This is a genomic window from Niallia circulans (assembly GCF_003726095.1).
In the GTDB taxonomy this organism is placed as follows: Bacteria; Bacillota; Bacilli; order Bacillales; family Cytobacillaceae; genus Niallia; species Niallia circulans_A.
This window is the reverse complement of record NZ_CP026031.1, coordinates 3,847,482-3,868,993: the sequence shown is the minus strand read 5'-3', so window position 1 is coordinate 3,868,993 and position 21,512 is coordinate 3,847,482. Positions and strand designations below refer to the sequence as shown.

Here is a 21,512-nt window from a genome sequence, read left to right as displayed (position 1 = left end):
GAAGTTAAAAAGTGTTTTACTTTTTTCTGCCGGAGAACCATCTATCCCAAAGTTCTTGAAAAAGTGTATTTCTTTTAATCATGACAACATATCCAATTGCAAGCATAGCAATAGCAACAGGCTGAACAGGGAGTCCGAAAATAATGTTAAATATAATAATATATGTCAAAGCTACGGTAAAACAGATACCTAGTATGTTGGCATATAGAATTAGTTTGTTGAAGTCCATGGGCCGTCCTCCCTTAAATTATATCCTAAATATTTCTATATTGTGATTATAAATTAGTAGCATCCTAGTTACAATCTAATATACGTAATAATATCCGAATGATTTGTGTAGGTTTAATTTATATCAAAAAGGTCTTTCTTTTTCAATATAGTCGGCATTTAAAAGGAGTGACCTTATGGAACATAAACCATTGATATTACTGGTATTAGAGAAAGAGATAGTATACTCGTTGAACGGACCCTTTTAACGGATATATTTCAACGTGCATAGTTATCCTTTCTGTTGCTTGAAAAGCATACTTGATCTAACTTTTATATGCCTCTTTACACTATAAGTTTATTATTGGAAATTGCCATCATATAAATCTAAAAACGTCTCAATTGCTTTGTTAACAATGAATTTCTTCTCAAGTCCACTAGTGTTGGCAAAGTCGTCTAGTCGCTGCATTACATGCTCTTGGACTGGAACGTTCAGCTGTTTTGTTAAGGAATCTGTATTCCTATAAGCAGCATGTTCAAACAGAAGTTTTCCAAACAATTCGTATTTTAGCGTTTCAGTCTCCCTTTCATAATTCCCTTTTATATATTCCTCCACAATTTTCTTTAGGGTGGTTAATTCCTCCTCATTCAAATCTAAACTTTCAACGGTGGTTTTTGATCTATCTTTTGAGTAGGATATTGTCCAAAATTGCTTAGTTAGGATACTTGGATCAATTTGGGTGAAGTTCCATTCGCCGTTGAACTCACAGGTGGCTCCAACGGCTTTTAATCTATTAGAAACAGTGGAAGCAGCTTTGTAGCCTTTCGAGTTACATATTTCTTGTTCTGTAGTTCCACCTTCAATTAGTAAAATGATTTCTTGTAAAGTTGCTTTATCGATGTCTATCTCCATTTTAATTATTCCCTCCTTTCATTTAAAGGTAAAAACATTTTAGCTTGAACTTTTTCCAAATCGAATAGAAAATAAAAATTATTTACTTAATCTTGAATTTTTATTGGTGTTTCCTTTTAATGAAGTTAAAACAAATAGATGTTAGTTTTTTCTAATGAAACTGATTAAGTTATTGCTAAGTTTCATTTAAGTTAAAGTAGACTTTAATAAAATTTAATAGTTAGTAGGACAATGAGCACGTTTTAAATCCAAAATCTATTGATTCATAGAAATTGAAATTTTTTTTTGAAAAGGGGTTCGAATATCAAAAACAATAATTATAATATTTTAAGATTTTAGCTTGAAATTAAATTATCAAAGTAGTAAGAAGGAGTTACTTTATATAAGTTGTCTAATAATTTTCTTGCTAAAAAAATATAAAAAAAGGGAGAACCCCAAACTTGGTTAAGATTGGCCTTATGACCATCTTTACTTGTTTGGGGTTTTTATTTTGGAGGAAGAAGTATGAATAAAAAGAACAAATTCGAAAATGAAGCCAAAAATCGAAAAAGGTCCAGTGTAGGAAGAAGTATAGGCCTATATAATGATGTGATGGTGGGCATTGAAGATTCTCCTGTGCGTAATGAACCGGATAATAATAAGCAGAAAGATAATAATTTCCAGTCTCAGTCTGCTTTGTATCCAACAAGAGAAAATATCTTTAATAGTAATCTTCTTCGAATTAATAATGAAAAGAAATATTATTACGTACGAGTAAAAACAGAGGAAAAAACGTATAAAGAAAATCCAATCTCAAATTTTATTGTAGTACCACTCTATACGACTGTAAAACAAGGTGGCAAACAGATTTATATGTTAAAACTAATCTCTGACAATCAGGCAAAAGTGGTCGAATTTGATGGTGAGACTTTAGCAATTCACACAGCTTTTAAAAAACATTGCATGAATAACGGAAGGTTTAATTGGTTTGGTAAACAAGCAAACCTAGATAGTCTGATAAACATGATTTTTACAAGCCCTATGAAAGAACTTGAGTTTATACCATATATGGGGTGGAATGAAAAGGAGGGGATCTGGATTTACCCATCACAAGCGTATTATCGTGATAAGGTAATTTTTGCAGATGAAGATGGAATTATAGCAATAAACGGGAAGTATTTTAAAGTGGATGTTGATAAAGATGACGAATATAGAATACATCCACATATTGATACTTCACCTTCTAAGGAGGATTTGGTCTCTTACTTTAAGTGTCTTAAACTACTCTATGGTCAATATTCAATTCTAGCTTTCGGTTATATTGCTGGAACTATGAATGTAGATGCTATTGTAAACGAAACGGATTATTTTCCGTTTTTATACCTATACGGAAAACATGGTCAAGGCAAGAGTACAGCACTTAAAGAGTTTACTAAAATGGCAGGTATTAATGTATCGTTGAACACCCCACCATCTTTGGATAGTTTAAGAAAGGGTATGAGTCGAAAATCTTCTATGCCTTTTGTCGTGGATGAAGCTGAAAATAAAAATGACAGTAGTAAGGGAATAGATTTTATTAAGACCTGTTCAGATTCACTAAAAAATAATGTTTATATGAGGCAGGATTTCATTAGAGGACATAAAGAGGAATCTACTATTATTCGATTTCCCGTAAAGGCTACTTTAATGTTAAGTGGGGAAGTATTGACAAGCGTGCCATCAATAATTCAAAGATCCGTTTTATTTGATGCTTCAAAAATTACTTTTAATGAAGAGGCAATTAGAAAAGTCAAAGCCCTAAAAGAAGTACCATATTGGGTAGGACAGTATTTGATGAGAACATCTTATAGATGGAAGCATAACTTTTTACGACTATATCATGAAATCCATGATTATTTTAGCAGTAGGGGATGGACTAATATTCACATTCGAATTCGATCCCATTATGCGATGTTTCTTGCTTCATCCTTTGCAGCCTTTGCCCAGTTAAATGATTTTTTGGAGGATGAAATATTTTTTTCTAATCCAGAAGAAAGAATTGAAATTTATCAATTTGTATATCAGGAGATGAAAGAAACGCAACAACTTACAATTGAAGACCACCCTGCTATGGATTTTTTACGCAAGATTGGTTTACTGGCTAAGAAAGGCCAATTACAGAATAATAGTGATTATAAGTGTGTAAAAGAGGATGGTTATATCTATTTATACTTGGCTCCATCTAATATTTATGAGGCTTACAGGGTGTCAGAAAGAACCCCATTCTACCCGTCAAGTAATAAAGTCGTTAAAGATTTACAAACGTATTCATTTTTTATTAAAAAAGTTAAACATAGAATCGGTGCTAGTAATCCTACTGCGTGGTTAATACAATTATCCGATCCGGGCAATCCAGAATCAATTAAAGAAGGCATTGTTCATCCAGAGTTGCCTGATACAATGATTTACTTCTATAAATAGGATAGGGTGGAGTTCCAAATTTCGTTCTGCAATTAATCGAAAAGACGGAACCTTAGAAAGTCAGTAATATCAAGGTTTAATAACATATTGTTCCAATGTTCCAACACATTGGGGTGTATGTTAGTATACAAAATATATTTGTATTTTAACATTCTTTTTCAAAACAGTAAAAGATTCAGTATTACAGAACATATTACAGATTTACTCATGAAAACCCTTGTATAGAAGGAGAATCGATTAAGGAGTCTAGTTCCGAATGGGGTATATTATTCGGAACCTGTTCGGAACAAAAATAGAATATGAAAAATTCAACTTTTTGAAAAGTGAAGACTAATATTTTTATAATCTGAGTAAAAAAATTAGCGATGTTTAGAGATATAGTAAAAGTTATTGAGGAAAAAGTATAAAAGGCAGTCCAATTCATAAAAGAGTCGGACTGCCTTTTATATTTTATATGGATATTATTCTTTAATACTGGAAAATAAAAAGATGTACAATGCTCTTTTTTGTTCAAACGTCATCTTTGAAACTAACTCTCCGATTTTATGCTCAATTTCTTTGTTCGCATCAACAGGTTCCTCTAAGTCAATTACAGGGGATGTTTGATGATATATGCTATCCCTTTCAACCATCTGAAAAAATTGACTTCTAGTAATTCCAAATTCATGACAAATAGATTCTAACAGGTAAAATGATAATTCTTGTCTACCTGATTCAATCTTAGATAAGGATGGCTGGGATATTTTAATTTTCTTAGCAAAGTCAACCATTGTCATATTATTTTTCTTTCTAAGTTCCTTGATTAGTCTTCCAATTAATAAATCACTCATATTTTAACCCTCTACAAATCTTTATTAGTAATCGTATCGTTTTTGAATTTTACAATCAATTTATATCGTGTTATATTCTAATTAAGAATATATTACTTATAAGAATAATTAAAGGGTGGTATTTAATGATCGATGGATTTCAAAAGGTAGTAAACAAGTTAATTGAAGAAAGACTCGAACAAATTATTACAAGTGAAGAGTATGTTATGTACTCAGAATTGCTTCATAAGGATCTAGATGAAAAGCTTGCACAATTCGAAAAGTTCGAGGATGAAACAAAAAAAGATGAATTTATTGATGACATTAGAGCTAACATTTTTGAGCAGGTACATATCCAAACGAAATTAGCATATCGCACTGCTTTTAATGATGCCCTCATGTTTGCAATAAACACCTTAGTAAATCCGCAGAAAATGTTTTAATGGGAGGCTTATATTTGGCATATTCTAAACATTTAGGATTTATTCAAGTGGACTTATATAGAATTACTGAAATATATCAGGATCCTCGTACCGATATTTATGATGAACTTTTAATGGATATAATAACCGTCCTTGCAAAGTACGAGGTTGTAACTGAAAACTTTATTTTTGACTTTACTAGTAGTGAAGATTGCGACAAAAAGGATATTTTTCATCTGTCACTTATAAAGGCAGGTAAGAGAATAGAGAAGGAAAATAACAGCTGAAAAAAGCAGTATATTCGCTATTAAAGGTGAGCGCTAGGGAGACTAATAAAAAGTTATAAGAGGGAGGCATCTGAGGTGCAGGTATATTCAGGAAAGCTGGTAATAGATTTAGCAACAATTGTTGATGATGCAGATAAAAACATTATGAAAAATAATGCTCATGAAGCATTAACTTTAGAAGTGATACACGAACTGCGAACGATACTGGGGGCAGCTGGATATTTGGCTGGAAGTGTAGGAGCAACATTGGAGACAGTAGAAGATGCTAACCCGAACGATTATTCAATGATTAAGTCATATGTAGAACAATCCAAGAAAGATGTACAACGAGTATATAACAAAGCTAACAGATCTACTTTTAAAATAGAGTAACATGGTGCAATAATATAGGGCTTGCAGCTTTTTATAATTCTAGGCTGTGCAGGCAATTCTAGAAAACAACTAAAAGGTTATCTTATTAATGTTGGGATAGCCTTTTTTTCGGTGATATTAAAACATTGTAATAAAGGAGAAGTGAGTTCTCTTTTAATTTTAACTAAAAAAGGGGTGTGGTTTTGGGTGGGTACTTATGTTCGTCTGTCTATTCTTCCTCATCAGATTTCACAACAAGATTGGATAAGTGTTTATAAAGAAACCGTGAAATTACTGAAATCTTATGATTTTGCAGATTTAGGAGAAAAAAAGTTATTTGATAAGCAGATCCCTGTATATGTTAAATCCGAAGAACATGAAGAGCCTTCTCGATTTTGGAGAACATGTGGGAACTTAGGTAGTAAGAAATTTGCAGAAACTTTCAGGCTTTACTCTGATATTAAAATGTATAGGGAGGCTGCGCCAGCTTCAAATAATGAAACAGATATTTTAAAGGGATACGAAAGCTCAGTTGTTGTTTTTAATGCTAAGACTCAAGGGTATCCATACCATCTTTACATATTAGCCATAGCTATGCTAATTGAGAGCCGTTTCCCCAAGTTTGCTAGTGTAAGTGGAGATATAGATCATCTGCAGTGTGTAAAAGGAAAACAATGGGCAGACACTCATCTCTCAACCCCAATAAAGTTACCGGTACGCGTTGATCCACGGCAGTTGCTTAACCGATTTTCTCTTAAAAATGAAAGTGAAAAAATAAAATTGATTGAAAAATGGACAATTGCAGATCAGGAAAAAATTTTAGAACTAGTTTATACATACTCTGATAAAGAAACTTTCCACAAGTGGATTAAGGAAAAATTAGTTAAGTACTCTTCTCCGACCCAAATTGGGTCTGTTAAGCTCTTGGTCTATTATCTGAATCAAGTTAGGGACATTAATAGTTTGTTTTCTATAGCTTGCAAGGAGGAAGGTGGCCCCAAGTATAAACCTGAAGAAATGCTAAGGGCAATTACTCTTACTTGGGTAAGTATCCCTCCACAAAACTATGATTTTTTGGAGGTGTTTCGCAAAATTGAAGGTCATCCAGCTATTGTTGAAAGAACATTTGGAATGATGGTAATGGATATAAAATTTCCGGGCCGGGAAATTAAAACCTATATACCTTTAAATGAGGTTGTGGAGAACTTCATCAATTGTTATCCAGAATGGGATAATAAAGCGAACCTTTTATTACAACAAGTTAATAGTAGGATAGAAGAAGAACTTCAGGAATTTTATAGAAGTATTGCTCCTATGTTGGCTCTAAATAATGAGAAGGAAAGCGAAGGTAGTTTTTTGGATAATGAAGATGCTTTTCTTTATTTTAATAATCATTCAGTTTTGCTTTCCGAAGAACAGGACTTTCATTTAAAAACAGTAGCATATAGCATTCAAAAACTTTTAACGAAAAATCCTGTAATTAAAGAACGACTGTATGGGTATGAAATTGGATCGATGAAGCTAATACTCGGAAAGATGCTCACTGAAAAGTTTCGGATGTTTCTTACAGAAGATGCTTGGCTATGGATTGAAGGAATTCGGGAAGAAGAGTTTATTATGACGTTACTTGCGAAGCTAATTCTCGATGACTCTTATAATTTAAAAATGAAAGCTAATAACTATAGACTGTTAAGAGGCATGTTTGAAAACAAGCAAATCACTGAAAAAATAACAGAGTATAGAAAAGACCCCAAAGTAATAACCCACATTCAAGAAATGATTGATAAGGAAAAGAACACTAATAAAGATTGAGGGATGCAAATGAAGCTTCTAATGTGCCTCGAATGTAATGATATATTTAATCTGGATTTTTATGAAAAAAGCTGTAGCTGCGGTAGAAGTAAGGGTAAATATATAAATCAGCAGCTTGCTGAATATACTGGTGAATTTTCATTGCCCATTGGCTTTTCTAATCCATCTTTGATACAGGCAACAAAGGATCAACCGATTGAAGGATTTGGTAAGGAGTTCACTGCTTTTGTTATTCCTAAGAACTGTAAGACTTTTTTAAAAAGGGATGTGTAAGGATGTACAAGAAGATAGTTGATATTAATCAGTGGCCCAGAAGTATAAATCAAAGTAAATCAATGAATACAATAATGGAAGAACGAAGAAGGGTAAGAGAAGAAAAAATGAGTGAGTTTCAGAAGCGAGCTGATGGACTCCTTGACTTAATCAAAAAGGGTAATCTAGTGAATTAATGCTCTTTAGTATGGTGTGTATTATCGAAACATACAAGCAAAATTAAATTAATTAGATAGAGATAGTTCGATAGTTTTATAGGTGGTTAAAGGCATCTAGTATTACTAGTATTTAAGAACTCTAATAAATGAACAAAACAGACAGAAAATTTGAATTCTGTCTGTTTTTTTGATGGTTAAATACAAGATTAGTATTTATTTTAATGATAAAAAGGTATATTTAAAGAAGTGTGCATTTAGAAATTTCTTGGGATGAAAACATCTAGAGAAAAATACTCACTACACTAAATAACTATTTTATGAATTGACTTGAAAACCTTTATGATGGAAATAAACAGGCGGATCTTAATAAGAATAATTGTCTTTTTTATTTCTTTGCTTAATTAGATTGAAGTATCATAGTTATGGATAAAATATGCAGAACTTGGTAATTTTGTAAAGTACAGAGAAAAGGGGATTGGTTATCACTATGTCTAATGAAGAAGTATTATTAAATAAAGTTTTAGATGCGAGTTCTAATACAATTTGGGATGAATTGAAAAAGATAAAAGAGTCATCAGAAATTGAAAAAAGGACTATTAGGCGTAGGTGGATATGGGAACTCATCCAGAATGCATCTGATTGTACACCGAAAGGTAAGAAGATAGATATAAAAATTATTTATTCTAATAAGAAAATTATATTTAGCCATAATGGGCTACCTTTTTCCTATGGAAATTTATTAGATTTAATCACTCAAATTTCTTCTAAACAAAGTTCAGAAGAAAAGAAAACAGGGAAGTTTGGAACTGGTTTTATGTCAACCCATTTATTGTCAGATGTTGTACAAATTCAAGGGTCTTTTATTCAAGAAGATAATAAGTATAAAAAACTAGAGTTCACCGTTGATAGATCTGGAGAAAATTATAGCGATATTAAGAATAAAACAAAAATAATGTTAGAACAACTAGAACTAATAACCAAAAGTCAAGAGGCATTACAAGCTACGTATGAGGATACAAAATTCATTTATTCAATAGAAGATGAAAACATAAGAGAAGCAGTAGAGGAAGGGATAGTTGATTTAAAAGAGTCTATCCCATATGTTTTAGCTTTTAATGAGAATATAAATTCTATTACTTACAATGGGAATTGTTACAAGAAGGGTAAAGAAGATATTTCAAAAAAAAATGACAAGCTAAAAGTTGTTCGAATTGATGCTTCTGATAATAATAAAGAGTTGCTAATATTAAATAAAAAAAATGTAACTATTGGATGCGCAATTGAGCGTAAAGATAATAAGTTATATTTCTTAGCGATCCCTAGTATTATGCCAAAAGTTTTCTGTGAATTTCCGCTGATAGGAACTGAAGAATTCAGTTTTCCTATAATCATTAATTCGAAATTATTTGAAGTAGAAAGAGATAGAAATGCCATTCGAGATAGCAATCCTTTAAATAATGAATTAATCAAGGTAGCAGTCTCTTTATATAAGGAATTAATAGATTATTGTTCTAATAGCAATATGACTAGAAATGAATTTAATATTTGTGTACTAAAACCCAATGTCACATCAACTATTCAAACATATAGCTATAAAGAAATTAAAGAATATATTGAGAAGAGTGCAATTATACCTATTCAGGGTTCAGAGCGATTAGCATATAAAGATAATGAAGGAAAGTTTAAAATAGGTATACCAAAGACAAAAAAGAATATACATAATAATTTATTTTGGGATATTTTATCTAAGAATAAAGGGTTAAAGATACCGACAAAAGATACATACTTAGGTTGGGCTGCGGTATTTGGAGGGAATGTTGATTTCTCTTGGATGAACAATGTTCTTAAAGATCTAAATATTGAAACATTAATGGGATGGTTGGAAAAAGATACTCTATACTCAGATTGGTTAAATACGTTTTATTCTCTTTGGATTAGTGATGCAGGAGTTGAAGAAGTTGTAGAATCTGCATTTGTACCGAATCAGATCAATGAATTTGTACAATTTGGTAATATTTATTTTGATAACAATATTGATATTGAATTAAAGGAGATTTTAACATTATTGGGGGGCAAAATAAAAAAGCAGCTATTAAACCAAGACATTGTGTCATTCAATCAATATTTTGAAGAACATCCAGATAGAATTAAGACTAATGAATTATGTTCCGATCAAATAGATATAAAAGTATCACAACTGTTAAGCAAAGAAGCAATTGATAGGGAGGAAAGAAAAGAAGATACTCAAAAGATATTTAATAGATTAACTAATTGGTTCCTAGCAAATCCAGAAAAATCAAAAGAGTGGTTTGAAACTTTATACTCAAAGAGAATGATGTTATCTTCTCCAGAAGAAAATCTAAGAAGATATAAAATAGCAGAAAAAATAGAAGAGAATAATATTAAGTATGAAGATTTAGATGAAATTATTAGTAATAGAGACAAAGTATTAGAGATTATTAATAACTCTGATCTGAGTAGAGAAGATATAATCGAACAATTAAAACATATTGTTACTTCAACAGAAGAGATGAGACACTATGTTGAGAATTTAATACGAAGAAGTACAGAAAATATTTATAATTATTTAAGTGGTCTTAAAGATTATACACTTCCAGCAAGTTTAGAAGAATGGTTGAATGAAAAGTATTCTGATACAGTATTTCCAGCTAAGTATAAAAAAGATGATATTAGAATCGTTATTCGTCCAAGTGATTATCAAAAAATCATATTTTATTATGATGAAGAATTAGAGGCTTTAGATGATTATGCCTATCAATTGTGGACAGATGACGGAGAAAAGCAAAGATGGGTTACTCTAGGTGATTTGCTTAAAACAACTGGTATTTCTAAAATTCCATTAACTAAGATATGAGCGAGGTAAATTTTAGTGTTTAGAACAATTAATGATATTAAAGACAAAATAAGTACAAATAATAGAAAGAATACTACATACATACACCCCATTGCGAGTCCTGAAGAAATAGCGAAATATATTGCTGCATACTCGAACAGTAATGGTGGAGATATTATTTTAGGTATAAAAGATGATGGCATAACATTAAGCATAAAAAAGTTCGTATTTAAGCTTAATATAGGCAATATTCTTGCTTTATTAGATGGTGTGGTGAAAATTGAATATAATCATTTTATATTTCAAGGTAATAATCTTTTTTACATTTCTATTAATAAAGCAGACGAGTTAGTAAAAGTAAATAATATACCCTATAAAATTAATAAAGATGGTGAAGTAGAAGAGATGGCGATAAAAAAAGTTTTTATTTCGTATGCACATAAAGATAGCGATCTAGTGAATATTCTAGAAGAAGAATTGAAAAAACATAAAAACATCAAAGTAACTCGTGATATAAATGTTACAGCATACAGAGATAGTTTGGACGAATTTATGAAGACTATTAAGGAACATGATTTTGTTATCTCAGTAGTGAGTAGTGCCTATATCAAGTCACTAAATTGTATGTATGAAGTTATGCATTTAATGCAAGATAAAGATTATCTAGAAAAGTTATTTTTTATTATTGTTAATAGAGATGATGTAGAATACTATGCTGAAAAAAATAGATATGATGGCTTTGAAGCGAAAATTTATGATGTTATGGATAGATTAAAATATGTTACTCATTGGAGAGATAAAAAAGTAGAACTTGAGCAAAGTATTAAAGAAGCTGGGCTTTCACCAGATTTAATGGCCAATCTAGCGGTAGATATGCGAAAGTTAAATTCTGTAATACCTTCAATGGATGACTTCATCAAGTTGTTGAGCGATAAAGTAGGCAGATCATTTAAAGAAATGTACGAGGATGAATTTAAGGAAATATTAGATACAGTTAATAGATAGTGATACTTTCAACATTAGTAAATATATTTCAGGGGACTTTAAGAAGTCTAATTCTCTGAAACGTATTATTCAAATTCTTCCTTGGAATAAACTAAAACAGACAGGAAAATAACTATCCTGTCTGTTTTTTGCCTCTTAAATAACTACGGTGAACCTTATCATAAGTAAGTGCGGTTTTTTATTAGATAAAAAACATTTACGGTTTCTCCCTGATTTATTTATTCTTTATATTTTACAGTTCATAAATAAGACCCCTACTATTTAAAGTAGGGGTTAATAAGTTATTATGCATTTGGTTCTGAAGTCGAAGCAACCTGTGAAATAATGATTTCACTTCCCAAGATTGGGGATTCCTGTTCAGTGTTGGTTGGGCCTGTATGTGCTTCCTTAAAAGCAGTGCTGTTTTTCCAAAGGGTAAAATCTTCAATAGTATTCCAATACATATTTACATTTAGCTCATCATATTCTGTTAGATTCTTTGTAATTAAAACCTCCACTTTTATAAACCCATCCATTTTTTGTAGGGGTCCTGGTTTTGTGAACATGGGAGCCATCTTTTCAGCAAAACCCAATTTTGTTTTAAGTCTGTTCGTTACTATAATCATTGGTTATACCTCCATAGTTTTCTATGAAAATGTTTATCCTTTTGTAAAATTGTCTTCACTTTTCAAGACTGAAAGAATCGTCATGTTGAAGTCTGCCATCTTCCATTCGATACACTTTATCACAGTATTCCAGCATTCGTTCGTCATGGGTAACCATAATTGCTGCTTTGTTTCTTGTTTTCGTTTCTTTGGCTATGAGTTGAACCACTTCATGAGCCCTTTTTGAATCCAGACTTGCTGTTGGCTCATCTGCCAGAATAATAGATGGGTTGTTTATAAAAGCACGAGCAATTGCCGTACGCTGCCGTTCTCCTCCAGATAACTGTTCAGGTAATTTTTCCAGTTTTGCTGCTAAACCGAGACTGTGTAATAATTCCTTTGCATATTCCTTATCCTGTTTCACAGGTTTCCCTGCCATTCTTTTCACTACAAGTAATTGTTCCAGAACATTTAAATAAGGGACAAGATTACTGGTTTGTAAGATAAATCCGATTTCATCCAACCGCATTCGTACTAAATCTTTAGATTTTAATTCATTAAGGTTTTTACTGTTAACAATGACCTCACCTTTAGTAGGTTGGAGTAAGGCACCTGCGATCGCCAAAAATGTACTTTTTCCAGAACCTGAGGGGCCAATGACGGCAATAAACTCACCTTGTTCCACAGTTAAGGAGACATCATCAAGGGCAAGAACTTGATTTTCACCCTGTTGATAAAGTTTAGAGACATTTTTAAATTGTATTCCTGACATTATTCTATCCTCCCAATCGCTTGAAGTGGGTCTATTTTTGCTATTTTTCGAACGGAAGCCAATGAACTTAAAATCGAAATGATAAGTAGTAAAAGAGCATAAAGGACAACTAATTTCAGATCAAGTGAAAATGGCATTTCATCCGGAAGAATAAGGGCTGTCCCATAGGTTAACAAGATTGCTAAGACAATGCTAATGAATGATAATAAAAATACTTGCGATACAATAGCTCTTCCAAGGAAACGATTGCTGGCGCCGATGGCTTTCAATATCCCAAACTGATTTGATTTTTGCAACGTAAGTACGTAGAAGAATACCCCCAAAACAAATGCCGAAATGGCCAAAAGGAAAGCGAGCATCATTGTAATTGTGCCATTCTCTTCTTTATAACCGGGCATTCCCTGTATGGCTGTGGCCTTAGTGACTGTTTCAGTATTCTTAAATAAATGATTTAGTTCCGCTGAGTCGATTTTTTTTCCTTGCAGCATAATGGCATTCACAGGTTTCTTAATACCTTTATCAGAACCAGGTGCTGCAAATTGAATAGAGCGCCATTTATCTAGAGTAGTAAAAATAGCTGGCAAATGATTGTATGTTTCATTTTTGACAAACCCAACAATTTTTATTTTTTCTAATGATCCTTCAATCTTCAGCGTATCACCAATCTTAAAGCCCTTTTTCTTTAAAGTATCATTAGCGATAACCTCCAAAGGGAGGTTAGTATGAAGGGACTTTCCTTCAATTACTTTAGGTTCCAGAAAACTACCGGGATTGATTCCTAGCATGGCAATGTCTACTTTTTCACTTTCATTCAAATCTGAATTAATTATTACTGTTCCCATGGTTGCACCCATTACTGATGCAGCTGAGACATTAGGTTGGCTTTCTAGTTTTTCTGCCAATGATTCATTCAACAACGATCGGCTCATAGAGGCTCTTGCCCCCTCTTCAAATGTCACATAATCGGCATCCATATTTTTAAATGTCGCCGCACTAAGAGTGGATAGGCCATTACCTAATCCAGATAGAATGAATACAAGCCAAGCAATCAGGACAGTTATAACCCCAATCATCAGAAACCGCAATTTACCATGCTTTAATTCTCTAATAGCAAGAAACAATGAATGTCACTCCTTTATTGTAAATAATAATAGTCACGTTTGACTAATAAAAGTATATTAGTATTTTCATGATTAGTCAATTGTGACTAATCATGAAAACTTATTATTAAGATTTAAATAAAAAAGGAACCCTCTATCGGCTCCTTTGAATCTTTTGGATATAAAATTTTAATTCGATTGAATAAGATGTTGAATGGTATTTTCAAGAAAGGAAATTTCTGCTTCTAACATGGTGATCTTATGTTTGACTGCAAGGTTAACACCGGTTCGTATACCATGTTCAGGAGTTTGTTTAAATAGATCTATGAGCTTTTTATTTTTCTTTAATCTTTCATTCAAGGCCGGTATTACTTGATTCATCGGAAGGAAATCAATAAACATTAACCCAATATCCCCTTGGTAATTTACACTTTCCGCAGAAGAAAGATTATCTAATAGTAATTGATAAAAATATACTCGGCCGCTTTCATTTATAGAGTACACTTTTCGGGTGGGCCTATTTCCTTCTTGTACTAAATGAATATCTATATAACCTTTTTGATTTAGTTTATCCAGAGTAGCATAAGCAGTGGGTTTTTTCATATCTGTCACAGTACTTAAGTTTCTTTCGATGAATTCATTAATTTGATATCCATGTTGACTTTGTCCCATTAGTAACCCAAGCAGAATTAGAGAGCGATGTTCCACAGAGATCCTCCTTTCAGCATTCTTTTTTATATTCTATTTTCTCGTAAATTTTACTTGTAGTCAATTGAGTGGTTTATTAGTTAGTAGGACTATAACATAATTAATGGAGGAAAAACCTCATGTAGAGTAGCGGCGATGAACCGTACCACAAGTAAAAAAGCTAAGCAAAAATAAAAACAGCACCTCTATTTTTATGAAGGGGTGCTGCTTTACTAACGTTAATATTCTCCTTTAATAACAAAAAACGAGCCTCGGATTGTTCCGGCTAACTTAGATTTCTGCCTAGCAAACTTAAATTTCCCTTCTAATTCCTTTGGTACTTCCATCCCATCAGAAAGCTTAAAACCAACGGCGCGCTTTTTCGGGTTATCTACTGTATACAGAACGTTAATTGCAAGACCATCCTCATAAAAGACGTAGGTCCATTTAATATTTTCTACTTGAAAGGTTGAAGTTTCTAAAGGCTTGGCTGCAAATTCAATACCACGTTCTTCCTTTAAAATCCGGTTCACATAATCTAGAGTTTCGCAGGACTCATTAGCTGGTACAACCGTAAATTCATGCTTATATTTGTTCATAAAGTACCGGGCCTCGTTAGCTCGTAAGCCAGCAAGTGCTTCTGCTACAGGTGAAGATTCTAAACCAATCGTAGACACATTTTTAAAATCAACGATATAGGCCATTCCTATCCCTCCATCCTTCTTATTTCCTTACAACAGGAATCCACATCTCACCAAGTAATAAGCCGTTTTGCTGTCCCATTTCTACCACTGTATTTGGTCCACCAACATAGGCGAAATTCTTTGCTTCAGGCAAGACTTGACCAAATGCAATGCCAGTAAGCATATTCTGCAATTCATCAGCGGTCTTACTTTCCCCTTTAACTACTAAGTATTCTCCTTTAGGAAATTGAATCATTCTGTCCGCTTCTGGTAATGATTGCTCTGTCATGACCCCGACATAATGCATCATCTTGTTGTTTACCGCTTCGTTTACGATAAAAATATAGTCATTTGTGGCAATGGCTTTTAAGGCGTCAAGCTTTCCTTCTTGTTTGACTACTTGCCAAAAGTCTGCTTTTTCCTTTGCTATGCCCGCATAGTCTGTATAATCACTCTTAAGTTCAGTTCCAATCCCTAAAACGATAAAGCTGTCTTTTTCTTCTAGCATATAGCCTGCCATATTCAACACTTCCTCTTTAAAAAATTAATCAAATGATTCTTCTTTTCACTTGATAGATATATAATAAACTTAAACCATGTCAAAAAATGATACTGTTTAGGGGGACGGGATGAAAAAGGTTGAACGAATTAATACCATTATGCGGTATATTAACAACCGCGCCAACTTTACAATTTCTGAAATCATGAGAGAATTTAACATCTCTCGTTCGACAGCAATTAGAGACATCAGAGAAATTGAAGCGATGGGGATGCCACTTGTCGCAGAAGTTGGAAGGGACGGGGGATATTTTGTTATGAACAACTCTGTCTTGCCGACTGTTCGCTTTACCGATAATGAAATTAAGGCTCTTTTTATTGCCTTTATGGCTACGAGAAACCAACAGCTCCCTTATTTAAAGAGTCGCCAGTCACTAGCTGAAAAATTACTAGGACTCATCTCAGAAACCCAGCAAGATGACCTTGTTCTTTTAAATCGCATCTTGCTATTTGAAGGGACCAACCCGAATAATCCTGATCTGCTTGATTTGTCAGATCTTCCTCATCCCATGTTAGAAAAATTAATCCAATTACTTATTATGGATAGATATTTACTGATTACCATTAGAGAGGAGAAAGTTATAAAGTCCTATTCTATTTACCTCTTGAACCTTTATCGTGAGAAAAGCCTGTGGCTGATTGAAGGCTTTGATTTAAAGGAAGAGAAGAAACGGATTTTGCCTGTTGACAATCTCACAGATGTAGAACCATGCACTATCAATAATAGATTAAGCAGGAAAAAGATTTTAGAAAAACTAAGTAAGCAGGAGGAAGTAATCAACCTTGTCCTTGAACTTGGTCCAAAGGCAATTGCACAGTATAAGAAATACCATCCGTTAAGAATGTCACTTTCTTATACGAATCCTTACCAAACTACAGCCATTCTAAAGACCTTTATTAATGTTAATCATTCCGAAGAATTAACGGAAATAACAAGTTGGCTATTATTCCTAGGTGAGGATATCAAGGTCAGGGAAATGCCTGTAGAAATCTTGGAAGGTTTACAAAAGAGACTACTCCTATATTGTCCATAATCAATGCTTGTTAGACCATATTTAGATGTATTACGTTGAACCGTATCAGAATAGGCAACGGTTTTCTATAAAATATAATCCCTTAAGTATTAGGGAAGAGCTTTTTGTAAGTTTATGTGTAGAGGAGTTATCTCCACTCTACTACTTCCAGGTATATGAGCAATCGAAGAACCATTCATTTATGTCTTGTGCAAAAGTGACTGGTTCTCTTCATATATTAGACTTTCAATTTTTCAATTATCGTATAGTAGGAAGAATCTTCAATTTCCATTTTGGCAGAAAAGGAGACCTTTTTATTTGTTTTCCTGATAGGTGAGAATCATATTCGATAACAAAATTGAGCTTTTTTATCTTGCCTTTCTAAGTAAACATCTTCAACATTATCTAATAAGATGATATCTTGACAATGCTCCTTTAATTGGTTTTTTCTCGCAGAATCTAAGCTGTTCCATGTAATAAAAATATCTTCTGTTGTTTCATCTTCACCAAAACCAACTTCGTCATCAATTGTTATTTTAACCAAACCAAGTAAATCGATTTGATAATGAAAATTTAGATGTTTTTTCGCTTCTTCCTTGGCATGTGGGGAATGAATTGGGATAAGGTCAAAAACACTCCCTATTTCTGAAAACTTTAATATAAACGTTTCAATCCTTATACTACTCATATTATTTTTCTTCCTTTTCTTACATCATTACAATTATGTCAAAGATTGTCTTCTTCCTTCAAATATTTTTTCCACACATGTCTTCGAATGAATTATTTTTGGTGGTTTTGACGAATGTACATGGAACTAGAGTATTTTAATATGGCGGGTAAGGCATGTGTCATATTTGTTCAGCCATAAGACGTAGTAGACTTATTACTGTGAAGGAAATAATTCTATATTTAATTATATAAAAAATAAATTTTACCAATAAAAGAGGAGGCCCAAACGTCTAGTATATGAAAGGGGGCATAAATAAAATGGATCAAACGAGTCTGCATCAATCAGATGCATCCATAGATAATATCGCAGAATTTAAGCAATTATTCAGTGATTATAAGAAGTATGTGTTTGCAATTGCACTTTCTATACTAAGAGACTTTGAATTGTCTGAAGATGTGTTACAGGAAGTGTATATTAAACTTTTCCAGCATATGAAACATAATGAAATAACAAATGTTAAAGCGTGGCTTACTAGCGTATCTCGAAACACAGCATTAGATATGTATCGAAAGAAAAAGAGGGAACTAACAGGCTTTGACAATGATTATTTTGACCATGTGCAATATCTTTCGGGAGATCCTTTAGAAAAAATGATTCTATCAAAATACTTGGAATTACTTGATTGCGAGGAAAGGCAAATTGTCATCTTGAAGGACATCTCAGGTATGAAGCACAGGGAAATTGCCAAAATCGTTGAAATGCCCTTGGGAACTGTACTTTGGAAATATAGTTTGGCTCTAAAAAAACTTAGAAAAGGTATAGAGTAAGGAGGAGTTCTGATGAAGAAAGAAAAAATACTGAAGCATTTGGACAAGGCTATTGAAAAGCAAGTACCAGATGTTTGGGATGAAATAGAGACTCAGATACATAAAGCGGAAGAACTAGGGGATGGAGAAAAGGTTGTTAGACTAAGTAATGTTAGTACTCAAAACAAAAAAGTATCTTTTTATAAAAGAATTTCATTAGCTGCAGTAGTTTGCTTGATAGTTGCTATTACATTCACTTTCACCCCTGTTTTAGCAACTATTCAAGAGGTATATGAAAAAATCTTTTCAAGTAAGCATATCGATGATACAGGTGTAAGAACGGCAGTTAATCTAGGGAACGGACAAGCTGTTGATCAAACATTTTATGATGAAAAACATGATATAACAGTGCATTTTGATAGGTTAATGACAGATGAGAAGGAGACAAAACTCCTATTGACCTATCAAAGTGATAAGACAGATTTAAAAAACTTTTATATCGACCTGTTTGAGGGTGAAAGTTCAATCAATTTGATAGTCGGAAATGAACGAAAGAAATTAGCTAGTGTAGGTTGGGGAAGTAGATATTACGATAGTAAAAAGAATAAGGTTGCTGAAGCCTTATCCTTTGCTTCAATAAAAGAATATGAAGGACAGGACATTCGCTTAGAAATTGAAAACTTATCTATATATGATAATGAAAAAGAGACTAGGATGATTCAAACGATTTGGCCTATCGATTTTAAGCTTAGTAAATCTGCTATTTCAGACAGAGAAATTGTAGAAGTAAATAAACAATTCACTTTTAGACAAGAAACATACAAGATAAAGCAGGTAGAGTTTTCGCCGCTAGAAACAAGAGTGGTCGTTATTATACCGCCTAACCCCGACGCTGTTCAGGATAAGGATGGATCAACAGCTAGAGTAATGAGCAAATTGGAACATAAATTTCTTGATGCAAGGAAAATAGATAAGGAATATGGTTATATCGTTGATAAACAAAAATCAGGTGTATTTCTGAAATCAGCTGGTGAACGAGTTGATCCAATTTTTAGTAAGGGTGAAGTTGAAGGAACAGAAGATGAGTATATTATGATTTTTGCTCCGGTTAAAAATCCACAAGACTGCATTCTTGAAATCGGTGACGATATTAAAATACCACTCATCGGTAGTGGAACAGCAACGATAGAAAAACAATCGGAAAATAGTGAAAAGCAAATTATAGACGCAGTCTTAGCTGAAAATGGATATGCTGCGGAACCACTGTCACATGATGAAATGAAGGAAATGGATTTATATCTTAAAAAATACCAATCGGAATTTCCAATTGATAGAACTGCAATCGGAAAATTGAAAGGTCATGAAAATTCTAAACTTATAGAAGTTGCGATATCACAAACATCAGAAATTCTTACTGAAATTCAGGCTGGAAGTCCAGAAGAAGCTGAAAAAGCTAGAAAAGAGGATGGATTGTCTTTCATTCCGATTTATTTAACTAATTAATAATGAAAAATAATAAGATTAGTAGGTAAAGTCATCCGTCTATAACCTTACCCACTAGTCTTATTATCTTTTTGAATGTGGAATGAACTAATTTAAGTAAAGAATATACTTTAAAAAATAAAACATCCAAAAAGTAAATATTAGCCAATCTATCTAACTGGTAATGATATAATAACTATAGATTGTAAAGTATGTAGCTGGGAAGAATTTTATTCGGGAAGTAGTCTGAGTTAGCATTGAGCACAGATGAGCAGGGAGTGGTTTTTAAATGAATCAATTTCTTCAAATGGGGGGAAATACAGCTTTAAGTTCTCCAAAAGGATATGTTTCTATTAGTTATGAAATTGCTAATTCAATAGATATATCCTTAACGGCATTTCTTTTAACTGATTCTGATAAGGTACAAGGAGATAGTGGAATCATATTTTATAATCAGCCAAAGAGTTCCTCAGGTGTAGCTACACTTATACCATCTGAGAAAGTAGGGAATACAAAGGTACATAAAATTAATTTTGACATGAGTAAAAGCCCTGAAGGAATTACTAAAATAGCAATAACACTCACAGAGGATAACCATACAGGATTTTCCAATGTGAAGAATTTAAAGGCAGAGATCTGTACTGATAATAATAAAATCCAGTTAACTCCAGCTTCGTTCACAACTGAAAATGGGATTGTAGTCGTTGAATTATATTTAAGAAATGGCCAGACAAAGGCGAGATCCATTTGGCGAGGGTTTGCTTCTGGTTTGGAAGGATTATGTGAAAATTTTGGTGTCGAGGTAGAACCTGAAGAGCATAACAAGGCTTCTGAATCTAAAGTATTTCAAAAACAGAACCATAAGGTTGAGGTATCAGTTGGAGATGAAACACATACTATGAATCAACATAGTACCCAGATAAGTCTTGAGAAGGTGAAGGGAAAGATAAGTCTCGATAAAAGCCAAAAGCCAGTAATTATTGAGAAAACGCCAGAAATCACTGCAACGGTATCATGGAAGACTGGTACAGATTACGATATATATGCTTTGGTATATACAAAGAATGGTGAGCAAATAGATGTTGCTATGTTTGGGGCAGAAGGGAAACCTCCGCTTAGAAGCTTTGGCAACGGAGCTGTTGAACATATGGGGGATGTTAGGAGAGAGAGTCAAGCAACTAAGACAGAAGTAATTAAATTAAGATTAAATAATGATATTCTGGCCGTTGTTCCGGTAGTCTATTCTGCTCAGTCAAATGGAACAGGCTCGTTTCACAGGTACAAGGTGTCCATGAGTATAGATAATAATAATGGAACATCGGTTACTATATTTGCTAAGAATGCCAATAATAATGATCGAATTTATTCCTGTGTGCCGGGCATACTACATAATACAAAAGATGGTGTTATGATAAGCCCATTGGAGCTTTATAGTAAGCCAAACTCAGAATTTAGACCAAAGCTTAGGATGGGTGCTTCCAATCTGGTAGAGGTCATAATGGATGAAGGACCAAAAAATGATTACAAGTGATTTAGATTCTATAAAATTTAAAACCTCTTCTATAATATTTAAGGGATTCATATAGAGACAAAAGCATCTTTTAGCCAAACCCACTAAAAGATGCTT

General features: G+C 33.0%; 23 protein-coding genes. 13 read left to right on the top strand and 10 right to left on the bottom strand.

The annotated features are described in order from the left end of the window. Window positions 1-16: 16 nt before the first annotated feature. Both C2I06_RS18455 and C2I06_RS18450 read right to left on the bottom strand, forming a co-directional pair. Window positions 17-229 (bottom strand): hypothetical protein, encoded by a 213-nt coding sequence (locus C2I06_RS18455; RefSeq protein WP_123258628.1) that lies wholly within the window; start codon window positions 227-229, stop codon window positions 17-19. A gap of 339 nt (window positions 230-568) precedes the next feature. Continuing rightward, on the bottom strand, window positions 569-1,120 hold the full coding sequence (locus C2I06_RS18450; RefSeq protein WP_123258627.1) for a hypothetical protein: 552 nt from the start codon (window positions 1,118-1,120) through the stop codon (window positions 569-571). Window positions 1,121-1,624: 504 nt separating this feature from the next. On the opposite strand from C2I06_RS18450, the gene C2I06_RS18445 reads away from it, so the two are divergent. Continuing rightward, entirely contained in the window at window positions 1,625-3,559 is a 1,935-nt protein-coding gene (locus C2I06_RS18445; RefSeq protein WP_123258626.1) for a hypothetical protein, read from the top strand. A 461-nt stretch (window positions 3,560-4,020) separates the two neighbouring features. On the opposite strand, the gene C2I06_RS18440 is transcribed toward C2I06_RS18445, so the two are convergent. Then, window positions 4,021-4,389 carry a helix-turn-helix domain-containing protein gene (locus tag C2I06_RS18440; RefSeq protein ID WP_123258625.1) on the bottom strand — a complete coding sequence of 123 codons (369 nt, stop codon included), beginning with the start codon at window positions 4,387-4,389 and terminating at the stop codon, window positions 4,021-4,023. Between the two features lie 125 nt (window positions 4,390-4,514). Here C2I06_RS18440 and C2I06_RS18435 point away from each other — a divergent pair, with 125 nt between their 5' ends. The 8 genes from C2I06_RS18435 to C2I06_RS18405 all read left to right on the top strand — a co-directional run bounded on the left by C2I06_RS18435 (window position 4,515) and on the right by C2I06_RS18405 (window position 11,530). After that, window positions 4,515-4,811, top strand: coding sequence for a hypothetical protein (locus C2I06_RS18435; protein WP_123258624.1), 297 nt, complete (start codon window positions 4,515-4,517; stop codon window positions 4,809-4,811). A gap of 14 nt (window positions 4,812-4,825) precedes the next feature. Then, complete coding sequence (locus C2I06_RS18430) at window positions 4,826-5,077, top strand: hypothetical protein (RefSeq protein WP_123258623.1); 252 nt, start codon at window positions 4,826-4,828, stop codon at window positions 5,075-5,077. A 75-nt stretch (window positions 5,078-5,152) separates the two neighbouring features. Beyond that, window positions 5,153-5,449 carry a hypothetical protein gene (locus C2I06_RS18425; protein WP_123258622.1) on the top strand — a complete coding sequence of 99 codons (297 nt, stop codon included), beginning with the start codon at window positions 5,153-5,155 and terminating at the stop codon, window positions 5,447-5,449. Between the two features lie 21 nt (window positions 5,450-5,470). Continuing rightward, window positions 5,471-7,240 (top strand): hypothetical protein, encoded by a 1,770-nt coding sequence (locus C2I06_RS18420; RefSeq protein WP_249928239.1) that lies wholly within the window; start codon window positions 5,471-5,473, stop codon window positions 7,238-7,240. Between the two features lie 9 nt (window positions 7,241-7,249). Then, the gene (locus tag C2I06_RS18415; protein WP_123258621.1) at window positions 7,250-7,513 is read left to right on the top strand and encodes a hypothetical protein; all 264 of its coding nucleotides are present in this window, start codon (window positions 7,250-7,252) and stop codon (window positions 7,511-7,513) included. 2 nt (window positions 7,514-7,515) lie between these two features. Then, window positions 7,516-7,689 carry a hypothetical protein gene (locus C2I06_RS25155; protein ID WP_164463738.1) on the top strand — a complete coding sequence of 58 codons (174 nt, stop codon included), beginning with the start codon at window positions 7,516-7,518 and terminating at the stop codon, window positions 7,687-7,689. 469 nt (window positions 7,690-8,158) lie between these two features. Beyond that, on the top strand, window positions 8,159-10,546 hold the full coding sequence (locus C2I06_RS18410) for a sacsin N-terminal ATP-binding-like domain-containing protein (protein ID WP_123258620.1): 2,388 nt from the start codon (window positions 8,159-8,161) through the stop codon (window positions 10,544-10,546). Window positions 10,547-10,561: 15 nt separating this feature from the next. Beyond that, window positions 10,562-11,530 carry a TIR domain-containing protein gene (locus C2I06_RS18405; protein ID WP_123258619.1) on the top strand — a complete coding sequence of 323 codons (969 nt, stop codon included), beginning with the start codon at window positions 10,562-10,564 and terminating at the stop codon, window positions 11,528-11,530. 284 nt (window positions 11,531-11,814) lie between these two features. Here C2I06_RS18405 and C2I06_RS18400 read toward each other — a convergent pair whose 3' ends face one another. From C2I06_RS18400 to C2I06_RS18375, 6 genes are all read right to left on the bottom strand, one after another. Continuing rightward, window positions 11,815-12,135: a heme oxygenase gene (locus tag C2I06_RS18400; protein ID WP_095333262.1), complete on the bottom strand. Its 321-nt coding sequence runs from the start codon at window positions 12,133-12,135 to the stop codon at window positions 11,815-11,817. 55 nt (window positions 12,136-12,190) lie between these two features. Continuing rightward, window positions 12,191-12,886 (bottom strand): ABC transporter ATP-binding protein, encoded by a 696-nt coding sequence (locus C2I06_RS18395; RefSeq protein ID WP_095333264.1) that lies wholly within the window; start codon window positions 12,884-12,886, stop codon window positions 12,191-12,193. Then, the gene (locus C2I06_RS18390) at window positions 12,886-14,007 is read right to left on the bottom strand and encodes an ABC transporter permease (protein ID WP_095333265.1); all 1,122 of its coding nucleotides are present in this window, start codon (window positions 14,005-14,007) and stop codon (window positions 12,886-12,888) included. The genes C2I06_RS18395 and C2I06_RS18390 overlap by 1 nt, the downstream gene beginning before the upstream one ends. Before the next feature lie 168 nt (window positions 14,008-14,175). Further along, complete coding sequence (locus tag C2I06_RS18385; protein ID WP_095333267.1) at window positions 14,176-14,694, bottom strand: PadR family transcriptional regulator; 519 nt, start codon at window positions 14,692-14,694, stop codon at window positions 14,176-14,178. Window positions 14,695-14,912: 218 nt separating this feature from the next. Further along, window positions 14,913-15,377, bottom strand: coding sequence for a phage tail protein (locus C2I06_RS18380; protein ID WP_095333269.1), 465 nt, complete (start codon window positions 15,375-15,377; stop codon window positions 14,913-14,915). A gap of 19 nt (window positions 15,378-15,396) precedes the next feature. Next, complete coding sequence (locus C2I06_RS18375) at window positions 15,397-15,876, bottom strand: GyrI-like domain-containing protein (RefSeq protein WP_095333270.1); 480 nt, start codon at window positions 15,874-15,876, stop codon at window positions 15,397-15,399. A 109-nt stretch (window positions 15,877-15,985) separates the two neighbouring features. Between C2I06_RS18375 and C2I06_RS18370 the strand changes: the two genes are divergently transcribed. After that, on the top strand, window positions 15,986-16,948 hold the full coding sequence (locus C2I06_RS18370; RefSeq protein ID WP_123258618.1) for a helix-turn-helix transcriptional regulator: 963 nt from the start codon (window positions 15,986-15,988) through the stop codon (window positions 16,946-16,948). Between the two features lie 319 nt (window positions 16,949-17,267). Here the strand turns inward: C2I06_RS18370 and C2I06_RS18365 are convergent, their stop codons facing one another. Continuing rightward, window positions 17,268-17,615 (bottom strand): hypothetical protein, encoded by a 348-nt coding sequence (locus C2I06_RS18365; RefSeq protein WP_123258617.1) that lies wholly within the window; start codon window positions 17,613-17,615, stop codon window positions 17,268-17,270. A gap of 299 nt (window positions 17,616-17,914) precedes the next feature. Here C2I06_RS18365 and C2I06_RS18360 point away from each other — a divergent pair, with 299 nt between their 5' ends. The 3 genes from C2I06_RS18360 (at window position 17,915) to C2I06_RS18350 (ending at window position 21,416) form a co-directional block, all read left to right on the top strand. Further along, complete coding sequence (locus C2I06_RS18360) at window positions 17,915-18,424, top strand: RNA polymerase sigma factor (RefSeq protein WP_164463737.1); 510 nt, start codon at window positions 17,915-17,917, stop codon at window positions 18,422-18,424. Between the two features lie 12 nt (window positions 18,425-18,436). Continuing rightward, on the top strand, window positions 18,437-19,906 hold the full coding sequence (locus C2I06_RS18355; RefSeq protein ID WP_123258615.1) for a DUF4179 domain-containing protein: 1,470 nt from the start codon (window positions 18,437-18,439) through the stop codon (window positions 19,904-19,906). 268 nt (window positions 19,907-20,174) lie between these two features. Next, window positions 20,175-21,416 (top strand): TerD family protein, encoded by a 1,242-nt coding sequence (locus C2I06_RS18350; RefSeq protein WP_123258614.1) that lies wholly within the window; start codon window positions 20,175-20,177, stop codon window positions 21,414-21,416. Window positions 21,417-21,512 lie beyond the last annotated feature (96 nt).

Coding starts and splice junctions, on each gene's coding strand:
- C2I06_RS18440 (WP_123258625.1), bottom strand. CDS start 4,389: ATGAGTGATTTATTAATTGGAAGACTAATCAAGGAACTTAGAAAGAAA.
- C2I06_RS18450 (WP_123258627.1), bottom strand. CDS start 1,120: ATGGAGATAGACATCGATAAAGCAACTTTACAAGAAATCATTTTACTA.
- C2I06_RS18435 (WP_123258624.1), top strand. CDS start 4,515: ATGATCGATGGATTTCAAAAGGTAGTAAACAAGTTAATTGAAGAAAGA.
- C2I06_RS18445 (WP_123258626.1), top strand. CDS start 1,625: ATGAATAAAAAGAACAAATTCGAAAATGAAGCCAAAAATCGAAAAAGG.
- C2I06_RS18375 (WP_095333270.1), bottom strand. CDS start 15,876: ATGGCAGGCTATATGCTAGAAGAAAAAGACAGCTTTATCGTTTTAGGG.
- C2I06_RS18410 (WP_123258620.1), top strand. CDS start 8,159: ATGTCTAATGAAGAAGTATTATTAAATAAAGTTTTAGATGCGAGTTCT.
- C2I06_RS18355 (WP_123258615.1), top strand. CDS start 18,437: ATGAAGAAAGAAAAAATACTGAAGCATTTGGACAAGGCTATTGAAAAG.
- C2I06_RS25155 (WP_164463738.1), top strand. CDS start 7,516: ATGTACAAGAAGATAGTTGATATTAATCAGTGGCCCAGAAGTATAAAT.
- C2I06_RS18370 (WP_123258618.1), top strand. CDS start 15,986: ATGAAAAAGGTTGAACGAATTAATACCATTATGCGGTATATTAACAAC.
- C2I06_RS18455 (WP_123258628.1), bottom strand. CDS start 229: ATGGACTTCAACAAACTAATTCTATATGCCAACATACTAGGTATCTGT.
- C2I06_RS18415 (WP_123258621.1), top strand. CDS start 7,250: ATGAAGCTTCTAATGTGCCTCGAATGTAATGATATATTTAATCTGGAT.
- C2I06_RS18400 (WP_095333262.1), bottom strand. CDS start 12,135: ATGATTATAGTAACGAACAGACTTAAAACAAAATTGGGTTTTGCTGAA.
- C2I06_RS18365 (WP_123258617.1), bottom strand. CDS start 17,615: ATGAGTAGTATAAGGATTGAAACGTTTATATTAAAGTTTTCAGAAATA.
- C2I06_RS18380 (WP_095333269.1), bottom strand. CDS start 15,377: ATGGCCTATATCGTTGATTTTAAAAATGTGTCTACGATTGGTTTAGAA.
- C2I06_RS18395 (WP_095333264.1), bottom strand. CDS start 12,886: ATGTCAGGAATACAATTTAAAAATGTCTCTAAACTTTATCAACAGGGT.
- C2I06_RS18350 (WP_123258614.1), top strand. CDS start 20,175: ATGAATCAATTTCTTCAAATGGGGGGAAATACAGCTTTAAGTTCTCCA.
- C2I06_RS18360 (WP_164463737.1), top strand. CDS start 17,915: ATGGATCAAACGAGTCTGCATCAATCAGATGCATCCATAGATAATATC.